Source organism: Solilutibacter silvestris, from assembly GCF_002895945.1.
GTDB lineage: Bacteria > Pseudomonadota > Gammaproteobacteria > Xanthomonadales > Xanthomonadaceae > Solilutibacter > Solilutibacter silvestris.
Window position 1 is genome coordinate 438583 of the sequence record NZ_NPZB01000001.1, and the last position, 18551, is coordinate 457133.

At 64.3% G+C, this 18551-nt stretch carries 17 protein-coding genes; 12 read left to right on the top strand and 5 right to left on the bottom strand.

All coding sequences use genetic code 11. The features are described from left to right. Window positions 1–78: 78 nt before the first annotated feature. Genes Lysil_RS13335 through Lysil_RS01960 form a run of 6 tightly spaced genes read left to right on the top strand, consistent with a single transcriptional unit; the run spans window position 79 to window position 4472 of the window. Entirely contained in the window at window positions 79–216 is a 138-nt protein-coding gene (locus Lysil_RS13335; protein WP_165782348.1) for a hypothetical protein, read from the top strand. After that, window positions 213–806: a hypothetical protein gene (locus Lysil_RS01940; protein WP_103073888.1), complete on the top strand. Its 594-nt coding sequence runs from the start codon at window positions 213–215 to the stop codon at window positions 804–806. The genes Lysil_RS13335 and Lysil_RS01940 overlap by 4 nt, the downstream gene beginning before the upstream one ends. Beyond that, entirely contained in the window at window positions 806–1003 is a 198-nt protein-coding gene (locus Lysil_RS01945; RefSeq protein ID WP_103073889.1) for a helix-turn-helix transcriptional regulator, read from the top strand. Before Lysil_RS01940 ends, Lysil_RS01945 begins: the two co-directional genes overlap by 1 nt. Before the next feature lie 9 nt (window positions 1004–1012). Beyond that, a complete protein-coding gene (locus Lysil_RS01950; protein WP_103073890.1) occupies window positions 1013–2557 on the top strand; it encodes an alpha/beta hydrolase in 1545 nt (514 codons plus the stop codon). After that, the gene (locus Lysil_RS01955; protein ID WP_103074928.1) at window positions 2554–3309 is read left to right on the top strand and encodes an ABC transporter ATP-binding protein; all 756 of its coding nucleotides are present in this window, start codon (window positions 2554–2556) and stop codon (window positions 3307–3309) included. The genes Lysil_RS01950 and Lysil_RS01955 overlap by 4 nt, the downstream gene beginning before the upstream one ends. After that, on the top strand, window positions 3306–4472 hold the full coding sequence (locus Lysil_RS01960; protein ID WP_103073891.1) for an ABC transporter permease: 1167 nt from the start codon (window positions 3306–3308) through the stop codon (window positions 4470–4472). Before Lysil_RS01955 ends, Lysil_RS01960 begins: the two co-directional genes overlap by 4 nt. A gap of 66 nt (window positions 4473–4538) precedes the next feature. Here the strand turns inward: Lysil_RS01960 and Lysil_RS01965 are convergent, their stop codons facing one another. The 5 genes from Lysil_RS01965 to rpmH all read right to left on the bottom strand — a co-directional run bounded on the left by Lysil_RS01965 (window position 4539) and on the right by rpmH (window position 9456). Then, on the bottom strand, window positions 4539–5624 hold the full coding sequence (locus Lysil_RS01965) for an energy transducer TonB (protein ID WP_103073892.1): 1086 nt from the start codon (window positions 5622–5624) through the stop codon (window positions 4539–4541). A 127-nt stretch (window positions 5625–5751) separates the two neighbouring features. Continuing rightward, window positions 5752–7089: a tRNA uridine-5-carboxymethylaminomethyl(34) synthesis GTPase MnmE gene (gene mnmE, locus Lysil_RS01970; protein ID WP_103074929.1), complete on the bottom strand. Its 1338-nt coding sequence runs from the start codon at window positions 7087–7089 to the stop codon at window positions 5752–5754. 45 nt (window positions 7090–7134) lie between these two features. Further along, window positions 7135–8826, bottom strand: coding sequence for a membrane protein insertase YidC (gene yidC / locus Lysil_RS01975; RefSeq protein WP_103073893.1), 1692 nt, complete (start codon window positions 8824–8826; stop codon window positions 7135–7137). Between the two features lie 4 nt (window positions 8827–8830). Further along, entirely contained in the window at window positions 8831–9289 is a 459-nt protein-coding gene (rnpA, locus tag Lysil_RS01980; protein WP_103073894.1) for a ribonuclease P protein component, read from the bottom strand. Window positions 9290–9315: 26 nt separating this feature from the next. Further along, window positions 9316–9456 (bottom strand): 50S ribosomal protein L34, encoded by a 141-nt coding sequence (gene rpmH, locus Lysil_RS01985; protein ID WP_103074930.1) that lies wholly within the window; start codon window positions 9454–9456, stop codon window positions 9316–9318. A 197-nt stretch (window positions 9457–9653) separates the two neighbouring features. On the opposite strand from rpmH, the gene dnaA reads away from it, so the two are divergent. The 6 genes from dnaA (at window position 9654) to Lysil_RS02015 (ending at window position 18421) form a co-directional block, all read left to right on the top strand. Beyond that, window positions 9654–10973: a chromosomal replication initiator protein DnaA gene (gene dnaA / locus Lysil_RS01990; RefSeq protein ID WP_103074931.1), complete on the top strand. Its 1320-nt coding sequence runs from the start codon at window positions 9654–9656 to the stop codon at window positions 10971–10973. A gap of 237 nt (window positions 10974–11210) precedes the next feature. Then, window positions 11211–12314, top strand: a complete 1104-nt coding sequence (gene dnaN / locus Lysil_RS01995; RefSeq protein ID WP_103073895.1) for a DNA polymerase III subunit beta — start codon at window positions 11211–11213, stop codon at window positions 12312–12314. Between the two features lie 87 nt (window positions 12315–12401). Further along, complete coding sequence (gene recF / locus Lysil_RS02000) at window positions 12402–13505, top strand: DNA replication/repair protein RecF (RefSeq protein ID WP_103073896.1); 1104 nt, start codon at window positions 12402–12404, stop codon at window positions 13503–13505. A gap of 130 nt (window positions 13506–13635) precedes the next feature. Next, window positions 13636–16074, top strand: a complete 2439-nt coding sequence (gene gyrB / locus Lysil_RS02005; RefSeq protein WP_103073897.1) for a DNA topoisomerase (ATP-hydrolyzing) subunit B — start codon at window positions 13636–13638, stop codon at window positions 16072–16074. A 252-nt stretch (window positions 16075–16326) separates the two neighbouring features. Continuing rightward, window positions 16327–17145, top strand: a complete 819-nt coding sequence (locus Lysil_RS02010) for a M48 family metallopeptidase (RefSeq protein WP_103073898.1) — start codon at window positions 16327–16329, stop codon at window positions 17143–17145. Between the two features lie 247 nt (window positions 17146–17392). Further along, complete coding sequence (locus tag Lysil_RS02015) at window positions 17393–18421, top strand: tetratricopeptide repeat protein (protein WP_165782349.1); 1029 nt, start codon at window positions 17393–17395, stop codon at window positions 18419–18421. Window positions 18422–18551 lie beyond the last annotated feature (130 nt).

Consider the following 18551-nt stretch of genomic DNA (forward strand, 5'->3'; position numbering starts at 1 on the left):
CGGATTTGCCCGCATTAGTGTGTTGTCAAGGTCCCTTGACATATCGCCATGAACATACCCCGCCACTTCTGTTCCCCCATGTCGGCCACGGCCTGGATCGCCGTCGGGCTGGCGTATCTCGCCATCGGCATTCGCCAGCCGGCCTTCATCGCCATCGGCGGCGCGTTCATCGCGATCGGGATCGCGCGCCGCAACGGCGGCGGGAAATCGCCATGACCATGCAGCGACGACTGCTCCTGGCTGCCATCGCTGCCGTGGTCGCATTGGGTTTGGCTTGGTACGGATATGTCGCCAACTGGCCGGACAAGTTCGTCGGCATCTTCGCCGGCATGGGCACGGGCTTCCTCATCCTCGTCGCGGTCATGCGGTTCGCGCCGCGCTGGTGGCGCGAACAGTGCGAGGAGCAATACGCCAGCCGCGCCAATCGCGATTACCGTCGCCAGATGTGGCCGGCGATGCTGGTCTATGTGTTGGCCGTGTTCGCCTCGACCTGGCTGCTCAAGAACTCCGTGCAACTGCTGCCGTTGCGTGCGCTGATCGCAGCCGCGCCGGCGCTGCCGATCTTCTTCGTGATGCGCGCCTTCCTGCGCTACCTGCGTTCGATCGACGAGATGCAGCGGCGCATCGAGATGGAAGCGATCGGCGTCGCCGCGCTGTTCGTCTCGCAACTTTATCTGCTCGGCGGCTTCCTGCAGCTGGGCAAGGTCATCGACGTGCCCTCCGGCGTGGCGATGATCTGGGTCTTCCCGCTGATGTGCCTGTCCTACGGCATCGGAAAATTCATCGCCGTGCGGCGCTATCGCTGATGGACAACCGTTTGCGCGAATTGCGCGAGCAGATGGGCTGGTCGCAGGCTGCATTGGCCGAGCGCCTCGACGTTTCGCGCCAGACCGTCAACGCGCTGGAAACCGGCAAATACGACCCGTCGCTACCGTTGGCGTTCCGCATCGCGAAATTGTTCGACGAACCGATCGAATCCGTTTTCATCCATCACGATCCTTGAGGAGGGAGAATGTCCCGAAAGATCCGCGTCATTCTTGCGGTGCTGGCAGCCTGTGCATTATTCGGCTACCAGTCATGGCGCAAGCAGCAAACGTCAACGCAAGCCACCACGCCATCATCGAAAGCGCTGCACGCCGAACCGGCGCCGTTGCGCAAGCTCGGGCAGTTGGCATTCAAGCCGTGCACGCTGGCAGGCACAGCGGGCCGCGAAGGCATTCCCGCGCAATGCGCCACGTTGGCGGTGCCGGAAAATCGTTCGGCGCCGAATGGTCGCAAGATCGACCTGCGGATCGCCTGGGTGCCGGTCAGCGAGGACGGGGAGGCCCACGACGATCCGCTGTTCCTGATCGCCGGCGGTCCCGGGCAGTCGGCGGTGGATACGTATGCCTCGCTGGCGCCGGTCTTCGCGGGTGTGCTGAACCAGCGCGACGTGATCCTGGTCGACCAGCGCGGCACCGGCGGTTCCAACAAGCTGGCCTGCGATATCGATGACGACAAGCAAGCCGTCTCGCCGGACGATGCCAGCATCGCCCGCATCACGCAGGCGTGCATCGATGCCCTGTCGAAGCACGCCGACCTGCGCCAGTACGGAACCACCGAAGCGGTCGGCGATCTCGACGCGGTGCGTGCCGCCATCGGCGCGAAGCAGATCAACCTCTATGGCGTCAGTTACGGCACCCGCGTGGCCCAGCAATACGCGATGCGCCATCCGCAGCAGACCCGCACTATCGTGCTGGACTCGGTGGTGCCGAACACGCTGCATCTCTCCAACATCTGGGCGCGCAACCTCGACGATGCGCTGGCGCTGCAATTCGCCGTGTGCACGAAAGACGCGCAGTGCAAGGCGAAGTTCGGCGATCCGCGCGGAGAGCTCGATGCCTTGCTGACGACCTTGCGCAAGGCACCGCCGCAGGTCGCCTACCGCGATCCATTGACCGGCGAACAGAAGACCGCGGCGTTGACCGCCGATGAGGTCGCTGGCCTCGTGCGCATGTTTGCTTACATGCCGGCGATCGCATCGATCCTGCCGCTGCAGATCCATGAAGCTGCGCAGGGCCGCTACGCCGGACTGAAGGCGCTGACGTCGATGCTGCGCACGCAAATGAAAGACCAGATGGCGACGGGCATGCAGTTATCGGTGGTGTGTGCGGAAGATGCCGGCATGAAGGCTGGCGCCGCGCAGGATGATCGCGGCACCGTGCTCGGCGACAGCATTGGCCATCTGATGGCGCAGGCTTGCACGCAATGGCCGAAAAGCAGCGTGCCTGCCGATTTCCACAATGCCTTGACGACGCCGGTGCCGGCACTGGTGCTGGAAGGCCAGTTCGATCCGGTGACGCCACCGCGCTACGGCGAGGAAGTGGCGAAGTCGCTGCCGAATGGTCGCCTGCTGGTGCTCAACGGCCAAGGTCACAACGTGATCGCTGCCGGCTGCATGCCGCGGTTGTTCGCGAAATTCCTCGAGACCGCCGATGCCAAGTCACTCGATGCCAAGTGCCTCGACGCACTCAGCCCGACGCCTTCCTTCATCGACTACAACGGATGGACGCCATGATCGTCGCCGAACATCTCCGCAAGACCTTTCCCGGCAAGGGCAAGCACGACGCGCCCGTGGTCGCGGTCGATGACGTCAGCTTCACCGCGCCCGATGGCCAGATCACCGGCCTGCTCGGTCCCAACGGTGCCGGCAAGACCACCACCATGCGCATGCTTTATACGCTGATGACACCCGACAGTGGCAGCGTCAGTGTCGACGGCATCGACACCCGTGTCGATCCCGGTGCGGTACGCCGCGCGCTCGGCGTGTTGCCGGATGCGCGCGGCGTCTACAAGCGGCTGACCGCGCGCGAGAACATCCGCTATTTCGGCGAGCTGCATGGCTTGTCGTCGCAGCAGATGGAACAGCGCATCACCGAGTTGGCCTCGACACTGGAAATGGAGGATTTCCTCGATCGCCGCAGCGAAGGCTTCTCGCAGGGCCAGCGCACCAAGACCGCGATTGCGCGTGCGCTGGTGCATTCGCCACGCAATATCATCTTCGACGAACCGACCAACGGCCTCGACGTGATGACCACGCGCGGCCTGCGCGGCTTCCTCAAGCAGCTGCGCGACGACGGCCATTGCGTGGTGTTTTCCAGCCACATCATGCAGGAGGTCGCCGCGCTGTGCGATCGCATCGTCATCATCGCCCACGGCCGCGTCATGGCCGAAGGCAGTCCCGACGAACTGCGCGAACTCGCCCATGAATCCAATCTCGAAGACGCTTTCGTCCGCCTGATCGGCAGCGAAGAAGGACTGCACGCATGAATGCCCTGAACGCCATCGTCGGCAAGGAACTGCTCGACTTCTCCCGTGACCGCAAGACCATGCTGCTGACGTTCCTGATGACGCCGGCGATCATGCTGTTGCTGATCTTCGGCCTCGGCACCTTCATGCAGCACAAGATGAAGGAACTCAACGACAAGCCGCTGGAAATCGCCATCGTCGGTGCGCAGAACGCGCCCAATCTGGTGAAGTGGCTGGCCGCGCACGGCGTGACCGCGAAGACCGTCGCCGATCCCGATGCCGCCATCCGCAACCAGAACGAAGACGTCTACATCCGCATCGGCGACACCTTCGAGGAACAGTGGCGCAAGGGCGAACCGGCGCAGGTGGAAGTGGTCAACGATTCCACCCGCCAGGACGCGCGCATCCCCAGCGAACGCGTGACCACCCTGCTCAACGCCTATGCGCAACAAATGGGCGCGTTGCGCCTGCTCGCACGCGGCATCAATCCGGAAGTCGCGGCGCCAGTGATGGTGGCGAACAAGGATCTGTCGACGCCGGAAGCACGACGCGGCCGGGTGATGTCATTCCTGCCCTATCTGCTGATCCTTGGCGGCTTCCTCGGCGGTGCGGCGCTGGTGATCGACATGACCGCCGGCGAACGCGAGCGGCAATCGCTGGAACCGTTGCTCACCACGCCGGCGCCGCGCATGCAGATCGTCAGCGGCAAGGTGGTCGCGGCGATGCTGATCGGCATCGTTTCCGTCACCCTCACCTGCCTGTCGTTCAAGCTCGGCGCGCAACTCACGCCCGGCATCGGCAAGTTGATGGACATCAGCTCGCTTGCAGTACTGAAGATCCTGTTGATCCTGCTGCCATTGGTGGCGTTGGGCAGTTGCCTGCTCACGCTGATCGCATCCGGCGCGAAATCGGTGAAGGAAGCGCAGAGCTACATGTCGATCCTGATGCTGCTGCCGATGCTGCCGACCATCTTCCTGATGGTGAATCCGGTGAAGAACGCGCTGTGGCAATTCGCGGTGCCGTTCCTCGCGCAAAACCAGATCATCCTCAAGGTGCTGCGCAGCGAAGTCGTCAGTCCGCTGGAATGGCTGGTGTATTTCGTTTCCGCACTCGCACTGGTGCTGTTGCTGTGGTGGCTGGCGGTACGCCGCTACAGCCAGGAAAAACTCGCCATCGCCGCCTGATCGCGGCGTGGTGCAGGCAACAAAAAGCCCGGCGACTGCCGGGCTTTTTGTTGAACATCCGTTGGATCACTCCGCCGGCTTGAACTGCATCGTGCGGCGGGTCGTCACCGGCGAGGCCACCGGTTCGAACCGCCACTTGCGCACCGCATTCAGCGCTTCGCGATCGAACACGCGCGGCGGATCGGCATTGACCACGCGCGCGGCGTCGACCGAACCATCCGACGACACGGTGAATTCCACCGTCACGCTACCGCTCACGCCGCTGCGCAACGCTTCCGCCGGGAAGCGCGGGCTCGGCGTGCTGATCGCGCGCAAATCGCTGCTGGCACTGCGCGTCGGCGCGGGTGCCGATGCGGCGGGTGCCGGGGCGGCGCGTTGCTGTTCGGCAGCGCGATCGGCGGCGGCCTTGCGGTCGGCGGCAGTTTTGCGATCGGCTTCCGCCTTGCGATCGGCGTCGGCCTTGGCGGTGGCATCCTGCTGTGCCTTCGCCGCCGTCTGGTTGGCCTTGTCCTGCGTCTGCTTGGCGGCCAGTTCCTTCGCGGCCTGTTCCTGCAACTTCTTCTGGTCTTCCAGGCGCTTCTTCTCGAGGTCGGCCTGCTTGGCCTGCTCCTGCGGCGTCAACACCGGCGTGGTCCCGGACGCGGCGGCAGCGGCCACGGCCTTCTCGCCATCGGTGATCGCGTTCTTCAGGCGCGGCAACGCCGGTGCGGCGGAATCGGTCTTCTCCAGCAACGCATACAGGCGATCGGCTTCGCTGAAGTCCTTGCGCGCGATCGCCTGTTCGGTGGCGATGGTCGCATACGGCTGCAGGTCGGTCAGTGCGCTCGACACCGAAGGATCGTTCGCGGCCTTGTCGCGCAGCGCCAGGTAGTACTCCATCGCGTTGTTGCCCGCCGGGGCGTACAGGCGCTGTTCGCTCAGCGCCTTGCTGGCGGCATCGCGCAACTGGTCGGCGCCCATCGCGGCGACTGCCGACGAGACCGCCTGCGTGGGTGCTGCTGGGGTCGTGGCAGCCGGTGTGCTGCCCGCGGGCGCGGCATTCTGATCCTTCTTGCAGGAGGTCACGCCCAGCGCGAGCGCCAGGACGATGCCGCCGGCAAGCAGCGATCGGGACAACTGGGTAGAGACGGGCCTTGCGACAGACGATTGCATGTGGGTTCCCCGAGACAGAAGCGTAACCGGACGAATACAAGCGGTGGGCAGGGGCCTTGTCAACACCCCGATGTGCGGATATGACGGGCCTGTCACAGCTGGGGCGCGCGAAAGCCCCCTGCGCCGCCTATTTGCCGATGCAGAAACTGGCGAAGATGTGTCCGAGCAAGGCATCCGGCAGCAGGCGCCCCGTGATGTCGCCGAGCGCGTCGTGGCCCAGACGCAGGTCTTCCGCCGCCAGCTCCAGTTGGCCATGGGTGAACGCGTTGGCCGCCGCCGCCAAGTGTTCGCGCGCGCGCTGCAAGGCTTCGACATGGCGCGCCCGCGCGCTGAATGCGCCCTCGCCGCCTTGTCGTCCAGCCAGCTGAACGAGATGCGCGCGCAACGCCTCCAGGCCCTCGCCACTGCGCGCGGAGACGGCGATGGTGCCTTCGGGCAGGTCCGCCACATCAAACAGATCGCACTTGTTGTGTATCCACAGGATCTGCGGAACCGTCGCCAGCAGCGGTCGCAACCGTTCGCGTTGCGCCTCCGCCGCGCGACCATCCACCACGGCGATGGCGAGATCGGCGCGTTCCAGTTCGGCGCGGGCGCGACGCATGCCTTCGCGTTCGATGGCATCACCGTCGTCGCGCTGACCCGCGGTATCGACCAGCGTCAGCTCGATGCCGTCGACGCGGATGGTTTCGTGCAGCAGGTCGCGGGTGGTCCCCGGAACTTCGGTGACGATGGCGCGATCGCTGCCGGCCAGCGCGTTGAGCAGCGAGCTCTTGCCGGCATTGGGCAGGCCGACCAGCACTGCGTGCAGGCCATCGCGCAAGCGTCGCCCGCGTTCGGCGGCGGCCAGCAAACCGTCAAGCTCGCGCGCGGCTTCGGCGATGCCGTCGCGCAACGCGTGGCCGCCCAGCGTTTCGATCGGTTCGTCGGCGAAATCGATCGCCGCTTCCATGTGCACGCGCAGGTGCAACAAGCGCGCCGCCAGTGTTTCCACGCGCCGCGAGAATTCTCCATCCAGTGACCGGCGCGCGGCCCGCGCCGCCTGCACGTCACGTGCGGCGATCAGGTCGGCGATCGCTTCGGCCTGGGCGAGATCGAGCTTGCCGTTGTGGAACGCGCGTTCGCTGAACTCGCCGGGACGCGCACGTTGCGCGCCTTCGCGCACCGCCACCTGGATGATGCGTTCCAGCAACACCGGGCTGCCGTGGACCTGCAGTTCCACCACGTCCTCGCCGGTGAAACTCGCCGGCGCGACGAAGCGCAACGCGATGCCATCGTCGATCAGTTCGCCGTCCGCGCCATCACGCACCTGCACGCGCATCGCTGTCCGCGGCGGCAATTTTTTACCGCATAGCGCGGCGGCGATGTCGTTCGCCTGCGGACCCGACAAGCGCACGATGCCGACGCCACCCGGTCCGGGCGCGCTGGCGACGGCAACGATCGTGGTGGTCGCGTTGGCGGCGGGCATGGTCATGCGTGCATCATGCCGCGCCGCGCGCGTCTCGACTCGGCCTTATTTCTTCTTTGTTTCGTGCGTGCCGGGCGAAGCCTTGTCGGCGTACTTGCGCAGCATGTAGGTCTGCTGGAGCAGGCCGAGCGCGCCATTCGCCACCTGGTACAGCACCAGGCCGGCGGGCAGGAAGGCGAGGATCACGCCGAAGATCACCGGCATCGCCTTCATCATCTTCTGCTGGGTCGGATCCATGCCCGGCGCCGGCGGCGTCAGGTGCTGGGTGAAGAACATGATCGCGGCGTTGAGGATCGGCAGCACGAAATAGGGATCGCGCGCGGTGAGATCATGGATCCAGCCCATCCACGGCGCGTGGCGCAGCTCCACTGATTCCGACAGCACCCAGTACAGCGTCATGAAGATGATCGTCTGCGGGATGATCGGCAGGCAGCCACCGATCGGATTGATCTTCTCGGTCTTGTACAGCTCCATCATCGCCATCTGGAGCTTCTGCTTGTCGTCGCCGTAGCGTTCCTGCAGCGCCTTCATCCGCGGTTGCATGCGCCGCATCTTCGCCGTCGACTTGTACTGCGCATTCGACAGCGGGAACAGCGCGAGCTTCAGCAGGAAGACCAGCCCGATGATCGACCAGCCCCAGTTGCCGATCAGGCCGTGGATCTTCGAGAGCAGCCAGAACAGGCCGGTCCCGAGATACGCGAACATGTCGAAACGGCTGTAGTCGATGGCGCGATCAAGCCCCGGCACGCCCAGCGCATCGAGCGCCTTGACGTCCTTGGGACCGACCCACAAGCGCGCAGTCGTCGTCGCCGCCTGGCCGGGCTGCACGGTGAAACCCGGCCCCATCGCCGCGATGCTGTCGGCCGGACCGTTCTGGCTCAGCGAAACCTTGGACGACTGATCGGCCTGCGGAATCCACACGCTGATGAAGTGATGTTGCGGCATCGCCAGCCAGCCGCCCTGGATGGTCTGATCGACGGCGCCGCCATCCATGTAGTCCTTGAACGGACGGCGCGCGTAATGCTTGCCATCCGACCACGTCGCACCGACGAAGCTGTACGACTCCGGATGCATCATCCCGGTCTGCAGCGTCGGCGGCACCCGCACCAGCTGGCGATAGACATAGCCCTGCCACGGCGTGGTGCCGGCATTGCTCACGCTGTCGCGCACGTCGACCGCATAACTGCCGCGAGTGAAGCGCACCACGCGATGGATGGTCACGCCATTGGCCACCCAAGTGAACGGCACGTCGAGTGTGTTCGCACCCGGCGCCAATTTGAATTGCGTCGCGCCACCATCAGCCACGAAGCCGGCATGGTTCGGCGCGGCCGATCCACCCTGCCCGCTCCAGCCGGTTTGTGCCTGGTAGTAATCGGCGTTGTCGGCTGAGAACAGCCGCACCGGATCGTTGCCGCCCAGCGTCTTCGGGTACTGCAGCAGATCGACCTGGCGGAAGCTGCCGCCGTCCAGCTGCACGCGCAGCACATCCGTCTCGACTTGCACCGCTGCAGGTGCGGCGGATGCACTGGTGGTAGCCGGCGCCGCAGCCTGCCCCGGCACGCTGGCCGTCGGCACGGTGGCGGGCGTCGCACCTGGCACCACTTGCGGAACCGTCTGCGCGACTGGAACAACCGCTGCCGGCGTCTGTGGCGCGGCATGCTCCTTGCCCCACTCCATCCACAGCAGGACGGCCACCATGAGCCAGGCGAACAACAGGGTGAGGCGGGTCTGGTTCATGCGATCAGCCGGAAATGGACGCGTCGGTTGCGACGTCGGTCGTGGAAGAACTGGGGGATGAGGTGTCGGGCGGCATTGTGCCGACGGCGGCAGGTGACGGCAATCTGGCGGCGCGCGCCAGCAATTCAAGCAGGGCGGCGCGCAAAGCGGGATTGTCTGCCTGCGCCGCGGCCGGCTTGGCTACCGCGACGTAGCTGCCGGCAGGGAGATCCGCGCGCTGCTGGCGGAAGGTTTCGCGCCAGACGCGCTTGATGCGGTTGCGGCCGACGGCGTTGCCATCCACCTTGCGCGAGACGGCGATGCCCAGCCGCGCGCCAGAATCAGCTGTCGCGTCGCGTTTCACCGCCAGTTGCAGCAATGGTGTATGCAGGCGCCGCGCGCCATCGAACGCGCACGTGTAATCGGCCCGCGTTCGCACGCGAGCCGATTTGGGAAATTGCCGTGCGTCCGCAGGGGACGGCATCAGTCCGTCCCGTACCACAACGCCGATCAGGCGCTCAGGCGCTTGCGGCCCTTGGCGCGGCGGCGTGCCAAGATCTTGCGGCCATCGGCCGTCTTCATGCGGGTACGGAAGCCGTGATCGCGCTTGCGCTTGAGGTTGCTGGGCTGGTAGGTGCGCTTGGTGGCCATGATCGGCGCCATCGGGAAACGTGGAACCGGAAATTCTAGCGGGGTTCCGGGCGACCTGTCAAACCCGGGCGCATCTGCGGATGCAGCCCCCGCCCCCCGATGATAGGCTGCTCACTTCCCTCCCAGTCCGGATACCCGCACGTCGGGCCGAACGCACGTCCACGAGCCCGATGAGCCTGTTGCCGCCGACCCCCGCCCTGGAAGCCTGGCCCCGTTGCCTGGCCCAGCTCGAGCATGAATTCCCGAGCGAGGACATCCACACCTGGTTGCGACCGCTGCAGGCCGATGCGCGTGACCGCGCGCTGGTGTTGTACGCGCCGAATGCCTTCGTGGTGGAACAGGTCCGCGAACGCTTCCTGCCGCGCATCCGCGAACTGCTCGACCACTACGCCGGCAGTCGCGACGTCGCCATCGAAGTCGGCGCGCTCAAGCGCGCTGCACCCTCGCCGGCAATGGGTTCCAGTCACGTCCGCAGCAACGAGCCTGCCTTCCACGGCAATCTCGACAACCAGTACGTGTTCGAGAACTTCGTCGAAGGCCGCAGCAACCAATTGGCGCGCGCCGCCGCCTGGCAGGCCTCGCAATCGCCCGGCGATCGCGCCCACAACCCGTTGCTGCTGTATGGCGCGACCGGCCTCGGCAAGACCCATCTGATGTTCGCCGCCGGCAATGAATTGCTGGCGCGCAATCCTTCTGCCAAGGTCTTGTACCTGCGTGCAAGGGAGTTCATGGATGGCTTCACCAAGGCGCTCTACGATCCCACCGCCGGTGGCACCGATGCCTTCCGCAGGCAGTTCCAGGGCCTCGATGCGCTGCTGATCGACGATATCCAGTTCTTCGCCGGCAAGGATCGCACCCAGGAAGAGTTCTTCCACACCTTCAACGCGCTGTTCGACGGCCGCCAGCAGATCATCCTCACCTGCGACCGTTATCCGCGCGAAGTCGCCGGCCTCGAAGACCGGCTGAAATCGCGCTTGAGCTGGGGCCTGCCGGTCGCGATCGATCCGCCCGACTACGAGACCCGCGCGCAAATCGTGTTGTCGAAAGCGCGCGAACGCGGCGTGCCCCTGCCCGACGATGTCGCCAACCTGATCGCCAAGAAGATGCGCTCGTCGGTGCGCGACCTCGAGGGTGCGCTCAACACGCTGATCGCCCGCGCCAACTTCACCGGCCGCCCGATCACCCTCGAATTCGCCCAGGAAACCCTGCGCGATGTGCTTCGCGACCACTCCGTCGGCATTGGCCAGATCCAGAAGGCCGTCGCCGACTACTACGGCCTGCAAACCAAGGAGCTGACCGGCAAGAAGCGCACGCGCTCGCTCGCCCGGCCGCGCCAGATCGCGATGTCGCTGGCCAGGGAACTGACCGACCTCAGCCTGCCGGAAATCGGCAACGCCTTCGAGGGCCGCGACCACACCACCGTGCTGCATGCTTGTCGCCAGATCCGCACATTGCTCGAGACCGATGGCAAACTCCACGAGGATTGGGAGAAACTGTTGCGCAAACTCAGTGAATGAGTACCGGGGAATCCTGTGGACAACATCTGGACAGTTCGATCGCGCCAAGTTGTCCACAACTTGTCCCAGTGCTTCCAGGCCACTTGTCCACGTCCTAACATTGAACAAATTCTGTTTTAAATCAATAAGTTGAACTGCTTTTCCACAACCTGACGCGACACTACCACCACCACCGTTTTTGATTTATCCACCTCTTTATAAAAGCAGTGGATCGATCCCGAACCCGGAAACACACCCATGCGCTTGACCCTGCAACGCGAAGCCCTGCTGAAACCCCTGGCGCAGGTGGTGAACGTGGTGGAACGTCGCCAGACACTGCCCGTCCTGGCCAACCTGCTGGTCCAGGTCAAACACGGCAACCTCGCCCTGACCGGCACCGACCTCGAAGTGGAGATGGTGTCGCGGACCACGCTGGAGGGCGATTCCGAAGACGGTGAAATCACCATCCCGGCCCGAAAGTGGTTCGACATCGTTCGCGCCCTGCCCGACGGCAGCAAGGTAACGATGAGCCAGACCGGCGACAAGATGAGCGTCCAGGCTGGACGCAGTCGCTTCAGCCTCGCCACCCTGCCCGCCAACGATTTCCCCTCGATCGATGAAGTCGACGCCACCGAGCGCGTGGAGATCAGCGAATCCGCGCTCAAGGAACTGATCGACCGCACCGCGTTCGCGATGGCCCAGCAGGACGTGCGCTACTACCTCAACGGTCTGTTGTTCGACCTGCGCGATGGCCTCCTGCGCTGCGTCGCCACCGATGGCCACCGCCTCGCCCTGTGCGAAGCGCAGCTCAATGGCAGCAGCCACGCCAAGCGCCAGATCATCGTTCCGCGCAAGGGCGTGCAGGAACTGCAGCGTCTGCTCGAAGGCGGCGACCGCGTGCTCGAACTCGAACTCGGCCGCAACCACCTGCGCGTGAAGCGCGACGATGTCACCTTCACCAGCAAGCTGATCGACGGCAAATTTCCCGATTACGAAGCCGTGATCCCGATCGGTGCCGACAAGCTCGTGACCATGGATCGCGAAGAACTGCGCGCCGCCCTGCAGCGTGTCGCCATCCTCTCCAACGAGAAATACCGCGGCGTCCGTCTGGAAGTGACCCCGGGCCAGTTGCGCATCAGCTCGCACAATCCTGAGCAGGAAGAAGCCCAGGATGATGTCGAGGTCGATACCAAGGTTGAAGGGGTGACCATCGGCTTCAACGTCACCTACCTGCTGGAAGCCTTGTCTTCCCTGCGCGACGAGCGGGTCGTGCTGGCCCTGCGCGACGCCAACTCCTCGGCGCTGGTGCGCGAGGCCAGTAACGAGCGTTGCCGCCACGTGGTGATGCCGCTGCGCCTGTGATGGGACCACCGTGATTCGAACCTGTTCCACGTGGAACATCCGCAACGCCCGGCCAGTCCGGGCGTTGTTGCTTGCGTGGGTTATGGCATGAAGCTGCAGCAGCTTGAAATTGCCGATGTCCGCAGTATTCGGCAGGCCAGTGTGGAACCCGGCGATGGCCTGAATCTGCTTGTGGGCGGCAATGGCGCAGGCAAGACCAGCGTGCTGGAAGCCTTGCACCTGCTGGCCTATGGCCGCAGTTTCCGCGGTCGCGTGCGCGACGGCTTGATCCGCACGGGGGCGCCCGCCCTGCAGGTCTTTGCGCGCTGGACTGAACAGGACAGTAGTCGGCGGCGGCAGGTCGGCTTGCGCCACGCCGGCAACGAATGGGAAGGTCGGCTGGATGGCGCTGATGTCGGTCAGCTCAGCGAGCTGTGCACCGCTCTGGCCGCCGTCACTTTCGAACCGGGCAGCCATGCCCTGCTGTCCGGTGGTGGCGAGCCGCGTCGCCGCCTGCTCGACTGGGGATTGTTCCACGTGGAACCGGGATTCATGCCGGTCTGGCGGCGGCATGCTCGAGCGTTGAAGCAGCGCAATGCCCTGCTCAAGTCTGGCGGCGCCTTGGCTGCCCTCGATGCCTGGGATGGCGAGCTGGCAGCGGCCGGCGAATTGCTCGATCGCCACCGCCGGGCGTATGTCGAGGCACTGGAACCCCAGGTCGAACATTGGGCGAAAGAATTGCTGCCCGAACTTGGCCCGGCACATCACGCCTATGTTCCTGGCTGGCGTCGCGAGGATCTCGCGCTGGCCGATGCGCTGTTGGTCAGCCGCGAGCGTGACCTGCAGCTGGGCTACACCACGATCGGCCCGCACCGCGCCGATTTGCAGCTCGGGTTCGCTGCACGTCCTGGCCACGAGGCCTTGTCACGCGGCCAGAGCAAGCTGGCTGCCCTCGCCTTGTTGCTGGCCCAGGCTGAGGATTTCCGCGCCCGCCGTGGCGAATGGCCGTTGATTCTCCTCGACGATCTGGCCTCGGAACTTGACCGCCAGCATCGACATGCCTTGCTTTCGGCGCTGGTGGCCAGTGGCGCTCAGGTCTTCATCACCGGTACAGAGCTGGAGGCGCTGGCGCTTGATCCGGCATGGCCGAGTACGGTGTTCCACGTGGAACATGGATTGTGCGGGCGGCTTGATTCGTCTTCTGAGCGCTAACAGCTCGCGCAAACCCCAGCAAAACAAGCGTTTCGCTCGATCCCGCAGCCCCCGGATGGTATGATCGGAGTATCGAAAAATCTCGGCGCAGACGGCATCCTGCCAGCCTCGCCGCAGCCACGGGACCTGCATGACGGATATCGCCGAGGGCGCCGCGCCCACGCCTCAGAACACCAATTACGACGCCTCCAAGATCACCGTCCTGCGCGGCCTGGAAGCGGTCCGCAAGCGCCCGGGCATGTACATCGGCGACGTCCACGACGGCACCGGCCTCCACCACATGGTGTTCGAGGTCGTCGACAACTCGGTGGACGAAGCCTTGGCCGGCCATGCCGACGACATCATCGTCACCATCCACCACGACGGTTCGGTTTCGGTCAGCGACAACGGCCGCGGCATGCCGGTCGACATCCACAAGGAAGAAGGCGTCTCCGCAGCCGAAGTCATCATGACCGTGCTGCACGCCGGCGGTAAATTCGACGACAACAGCTACAAGGTTTCCGGCGGCCTGCATGGCGTAGGCGTCAGCGTTGTCAACGCGCTGTCCGACAAACTGTGCCTCGACGTCTGGCGCGATGGCGGCCACTTCCATCAGGAATACCACCTGGGCGAGCCGGTTGCGCCACTGCAACGGCTGGGCGACCAGGGCGACCGCCGTGGCACCACATTGCGCTTCTGGCCGTCGCCGGAAATCTTCACCGACGTCGAATTCCACTACGACATCCTCGCGCGCCGCCTGCGCGAACTGTCCTTCCTCAATTCCGGTGTCAAGATCGTCCTGACCGACGAACGCGGCGAGGGCGAGACCACTACCTTCCAGTACGAGGGCGGCATCCGTTCCTTCGTGGAACATCTGGCCCAGCTCAAGACGCCATTGCACCCGCACGTGATTTCGGTGACCGGCGAGCAGAACGGCATCACCGTGGACGTGGCCATGCAATGGACCGACGCCTATCAGGAAACGATGTTCTGCTTCACCAACAACATCCCGCAAAAGGACGGCGGTACGCATTTGATCGGCTTCCGTGCGGCGCTGACCCGCACCCTGACCAACTACATCGAACAGAGTGGCATCGCCAAGCAGGCCAAGGTCAGCCTCTCCGGCGACGACATGCGCGAAGGCCTGATCGCGGTGCTGTCGGTCAAGGTGCCGGATCCCAGCTTCTCCAGCCAAACCAAGGAGAAGCTCGTCTCATCTGAGGTGAGACCTGTCGTTGAGAGCACGTTCGGTGCACGTTTGGAGGAGTTCCTTCAGGAACACCCGCACGAAGCCCGCGCGATCGCTGGCAAGATCGTCGATGCCGCACGTGCCCGCGAGGCCGCGCGCAAGGCCCGCGACCTGACCCGGCGCAAGGGCGCGCTCGATATCGCCGGGTTGCCGGGCAAGCTGGCAGATTGCCAGGAGAAGGACCCGGCGCTGTCTGAACTGTTCATCGTCGAGGGTGACTCGGCCGGTGGTTCCGCCAAGCAGGGTCGCAACCGCAAGACCCAGGCGATCCTGCCGCTCAAGGGCAAGATCCTCAATGTCGAACGCGCGCGCTTCGATCGGATGCTGGCGTCGGCGGAAGTCGGCACGCTGATCACCGCGCTTGGCACCGGCATCGGCAAGGACGAATACAACCCCGACAAGCTGCGCTATCACCGCATCATCCTGATGACCGACGCCGACGTCGACGGATCGCACATCCGCACGTTGCTGCTGACGTTCTTCTACCGGCAGATGCCGGAACTGATCGAACGCGGCCACATCTACATCGGCTTGCCGCCGCTCTACAAGATCAAGCAGGGCAAGAACGAGTTGTATCTGAAGGACGATGCCGCGCTCGACGTCTATCTCGCCAACAACGCGGTGGAGGGCGCGCAACTGGTGCCCGCAAGCGGCGAGCCGGCGATCGAGGGCGCGGCGCTGGAGAAACTGCTGCTGGCGTTCGCCGAAGCGCGCGCGGCGATCACCCGCAATGCGCATCGCTACGATCCGGCGGTGCTCGATGCATTGATCGATTTCGCACCGCTGTCCAATGCCGGGATCGACGCTGGCGAACTCGATGCACTAGCGGCGAAACTCAACCAGACCGGACTCGGCAAGCCGCGTTATGCGCTGAAATTGCAGGCTGCAACCGAATCGCGTCCGGCGGCGCTGGTGATTACGCGCCAGCACATGGGCGAAGAACTGACGCAGATCCTGCCGGTGACCGTGTTCGAACAGGGCGAACTGCGGCCGTTGCGCGAGGCCGCGCTGCAATTGCATGGCCTGGTGCGCGACGGTGCGCAGATCGTGCGCGGCAACCGCGCATCGGCGATCACATCGTTCGCCGATGCACAGGCGTGGTTGCTCGACGAAGCGAAGAAGGGTCGTCAGATCCAGCGTTTCAAGGGCCTCGGTGAAATGAATCCGGAACAGTTGTGGGAAACCACGGTGAACCCGGACACGCGCCGCCTGTTGCAGGTGAGGATCGAGGACGCCGTTGCCGCCGATCAGATCTTCACCACCCTGATGGGCGATGTGGTGGAACCGCGCCGCGAGTTCATCGAAGACAACGCGCTGAAGGTCGCGAACCTGGACGTGTGAAGCGACGAGTCGCCACAACGCGCGCGCGGCCAGTGGGCGGCCTGCCCGATGCGCGGGCATACGAGGCAGGATGCCGAGTCGAGCCTCCATGGACGGATTCACGGCGTCCCGCGCATTGGGTCTGACCGACCACGCCAGCCAGTACGTGCGAGAAACTCCGGCCACACCAGTCAGCGCAGCTTTGACACGCTCTTACACCGGCAGCGCCTAAAACACCGCAACTAGCCCATTCATCGCCTCGAGACATTGTCCATGCACCAGCCGAAACTTCGCGTTGCCGCACTCGCCGCCGCCTTCGGCCTGCTGGCGGGTTGTGCCACAACCACCACGACGTCGCCGACTGGACGCCAACAGGTGGTGGGCGGCGTGTCCCAGCCGGAACTGGACCAGATGGGTGCGCAGGAGTTCGCCAAACTCAAGGCACAGAAACCGCAGACGCAGAACCCGCGCGAACGCGCCTACGTCAATTGCGTCGTCAGCGACCTGGTGCAGCAATTGCCGCCGCAATGGCAGCATTACCAGTGGGAAACCGTGGTCTTCGTCGACAGCGAACCGAATGCATTCGCCCTACCGGGCGCCAAGGTTGGCGTCAATACCGGCATCTTCAAGGTCGCGCGCGATCAGGACGAACTGGCGACCGTGATCGCGCACGAAATCGGCCACGTCATTTCCAATCACCACAACGAACGCATCACCCGGGCACAGAACGCTCAGGGTGGCTTGATGCTGGCGCAAGTGTTGGCTGCGATGGCCGGAGTGGATCCCAATGCGGTCGGGCAGGTGGGCGGGACGATTGCGCAGACAGCCTTCCTGTTGCCCAACAGCCGTGCTCAGGAGAGCGAAGCGGACATCGTTGGCCAGCAATTGATGGCGCGCGCCGGTTTCGATCCGCGCAAGGCCGTCAACCTGTGGCAGAACATGATCGCCGAAGGCAGCGCCCGACCTCCGCAATGGTTGTCCACCCACCCAGACCCGCAGGCGCGCCTGGGCGAATTGAGCCGGCGGGCAGCAGGATTGATGCCGGTGTATGAACAGGCGCGCGCTGCTGGCCGCAGGCCAAAATGCGGTTAAACTCGACATCTTGAATTGAAGAATTGAACCGCCGCCGGACCGGGGAAACGAAAGTGGTTCGCTGTACCACGCCAGGGCGTAACTGCGCCATGGTCAATCTTTCGTCTTGAACAGTGTCAGGAGTCGTTTCATGCGCCATACCCGCTTGTTGTCAATTGCCATGATCATTGCCTGTTCCGTCGTCGCATTGCCGGCGGCGGCACAAACAGACGCCCAAGACCGTGCCACTGCCGCCCAGAGTCGACTCATGCGTTCTGCCGCGGCCCAAGATCAGGACAACAACAAAACTGCGCGCCCCGACCACCGGAAGGACAAGGCCGTACAGGATGCGGTGCGCTACCCGCTGGCCACCCGCAAGGAACCGAAGCCGAAAGTCTCGGATGAGGGCGGCAAGCAGCTGAGCGAGATCAGCAAGGCATTCGCCGCGCAGGATTTCAGCAAGACCCGCAGCCTCGCCGATGACTTCCTGCCGAAAGCCAGCACGCCCTACGAAAAGTCGTTGGCGTATGAAATCGCCGGCAGCGCGGCGTTCTCGCAGAAGGATTTCGCGTCTGCGACAACCGATTTCCAGGAAGTCATCACCGCGAACGGCCTCGACAACAACGGCCATTACGACTCGATGAGCAATCTCGTCGCCAGCCTCAGCAATTCCGGCAAATACCCCGAAGCGCTGAAGGTGCTTGACCAGTTCCTGGCCGAGACCAAGACCACCGACAAACAGTACGCGGACATGCGCCTGTCCTTGCTCGCGCACACCGGCAACGCTGGCGATGCGGTCGCCGCCTACAAGCAGCGATTGGCGAAGGATCCCAATGATCGCGCCGCGTTGCAGAACCTGCTGGCGACCTACCAGCAAGGCAACAACAATGCCGAGATGCTGGCGCTGCTGCGTGACCGCTACAAGCAAAATTTGCTGACCACGCCCGAAGACCTGCGCTATTACTACATTGCCTTGCTGCAGAATTCCGGCACCAATTGGAAGGAAGCACAGGAAGTCCTCGACAGCGCTGTCGCCAAGGGCACGCTTCCGAAGAACGACCAGACGGCCACTGCCTACAGCGTCGTCGCACAAAGTGCATTCGCACAGGATCAGTGGAATATCGCGCTCGCCGACTACGCCAAGGCCGCGAGCATGTCGACCACCGGCGACGCCGATCTCAACCGCGCGCGCATCCTGGCAGGGCAGGGCAAGAAGGCCGACGCCAAGGCTGCAGCGCAGGAAGCGTTAAAAAAAGGTGTAAAGGATCCGGCCGCTGCACAACGGTTCCTGAAGTAACCACAATTGCTTCACCCTGCGGAATGATGTGGAATGCAGGGTAGAAGTTGGTATAAGCTTCGGGGTTCCCGTCGCCGCATGGTGATCGGGGGCCACAAATTCCTGCTGGCGTCGTGCCCACTCCCCAGAG

What these genes read in the sequence shown, in the direction of transcription:
- Lysil_RS13335 (WP_165782348.1), top strand. Translation starts at nt 79, where the DNA reads ATGTCGGCCACGGCCTGGATCGCCGTCGGGCTGGCGTATCTCGCCATC.
- Lysil_RS01940 (WP_103073888.1), top strand. Translation starts at nt 213, where the DNA reads ATGACCATGCAGCGACGACTGCTCCTGGCTGCCATCGCTGCCGTGGTC.
- Lysil_RS01945 (WP_103073889.1), top strand. Translation starts at nt 806, where the DNA reads ATGGACAACCGTTTGCGCGAATTGCGCGAGCAGATGGGCTGGTCGCAG.
- Lysil_RS01950 (WP_103073890.1), top strand. Translation starts at nt 1,013, where the DNA reads ATGTCCCGAAAGATCCGCGTCATTCTTGCGGTGCTGGCAGCCTGTGCA.
- Lysil_RS01955 (WP_103074928.1), top strand. Translation starts at nt 2,554, where the DNA reads ATGATCGTCGCCGAACATCTCCGCAAGACCTTTCCCGGCAAGGGCAAG.
- Lysil_RS01960 (WP_103073891.1), top strand. Translation starts at nt 3,306, where the DNA reads ATGAATGCCCTGAACGCCATCGTCGGCAAGGAACTGCTCGACTTCTCC.
- Lysil_RS01965 (WP_103073892.1), bottom strand. Translation starts at nt 5,624, where the DNA reads ATGCAATCGTCTGTCGCAAGGCCCGTCTCTACCCAGTTGTCCCGATCG.
- mnmE (WP_103074929.1), bottom strand. Translation starts at nt 7,089, where the DNA reads ATGCCCGCCGCCAACGCGACCACCACGATCGTTGCCGTCGCCAGCGCG.
- yidC (WP_103073893.1), bottom strand. Translation starts at nt 8,826, where the DNA reads ATGAACCAGACCCGCCTCACCCTGTTGTTCGCCTGGCTCATGGTGGCC.
- rnpA (WP_103073894.1), bottom strand. Translation starts at nt 9,289, where the DNA reads ATGCCGTCCCCTGCGGACGCACGGCAATTTCCCAAATCGGCTCGCGTG.
- rpmH (WP_103074930.1), bottom strand. Translation starts at nt 9,456, where the DNA reads ATGGCCACCAAGCGCACCTACCAGCCCAGCAACCTCAAGCGCAAGCGC.
- dnaN (WP_103073895.1), top strand. Translation starts at nt 11,211, where the DNA reads ATGCGCTTGACCCTGCAACGCGAAGCCCTGCTGAAACCCCTGGCGCAG.
- recF (WP_103073896.1), top strand. Translation starts at nt 12,402, where the DNA reads ATGAAGCTGCAGCAGCTTGAAATTGCCGATGTCCGCAGTATTCGGCAG.
- gyrB (WP_103073897.1), top strand. Translation starts at nt 13,636, where the DNA reads ATGACGGATATCGCCGAGGGCGCCGCGCCCACGCCTCAGAACACCAAT.
- Lysil_RS02010 (WP_103073898.1), top strand. Translation starts at nt 16,327, where the DNA reads ATGCACCAGCCGAAACTTCGCGTTGCCGCACTCGCCGCCGCCTTCGGC.
- Lysil_RS02015 (WP_165782349.1), top strand. Translation starts at nt 17,393, where the DNA reads ATGCGTTCTGCCGCGGCCCAAGATCAGGACAACAACAAAACTGCGCGC.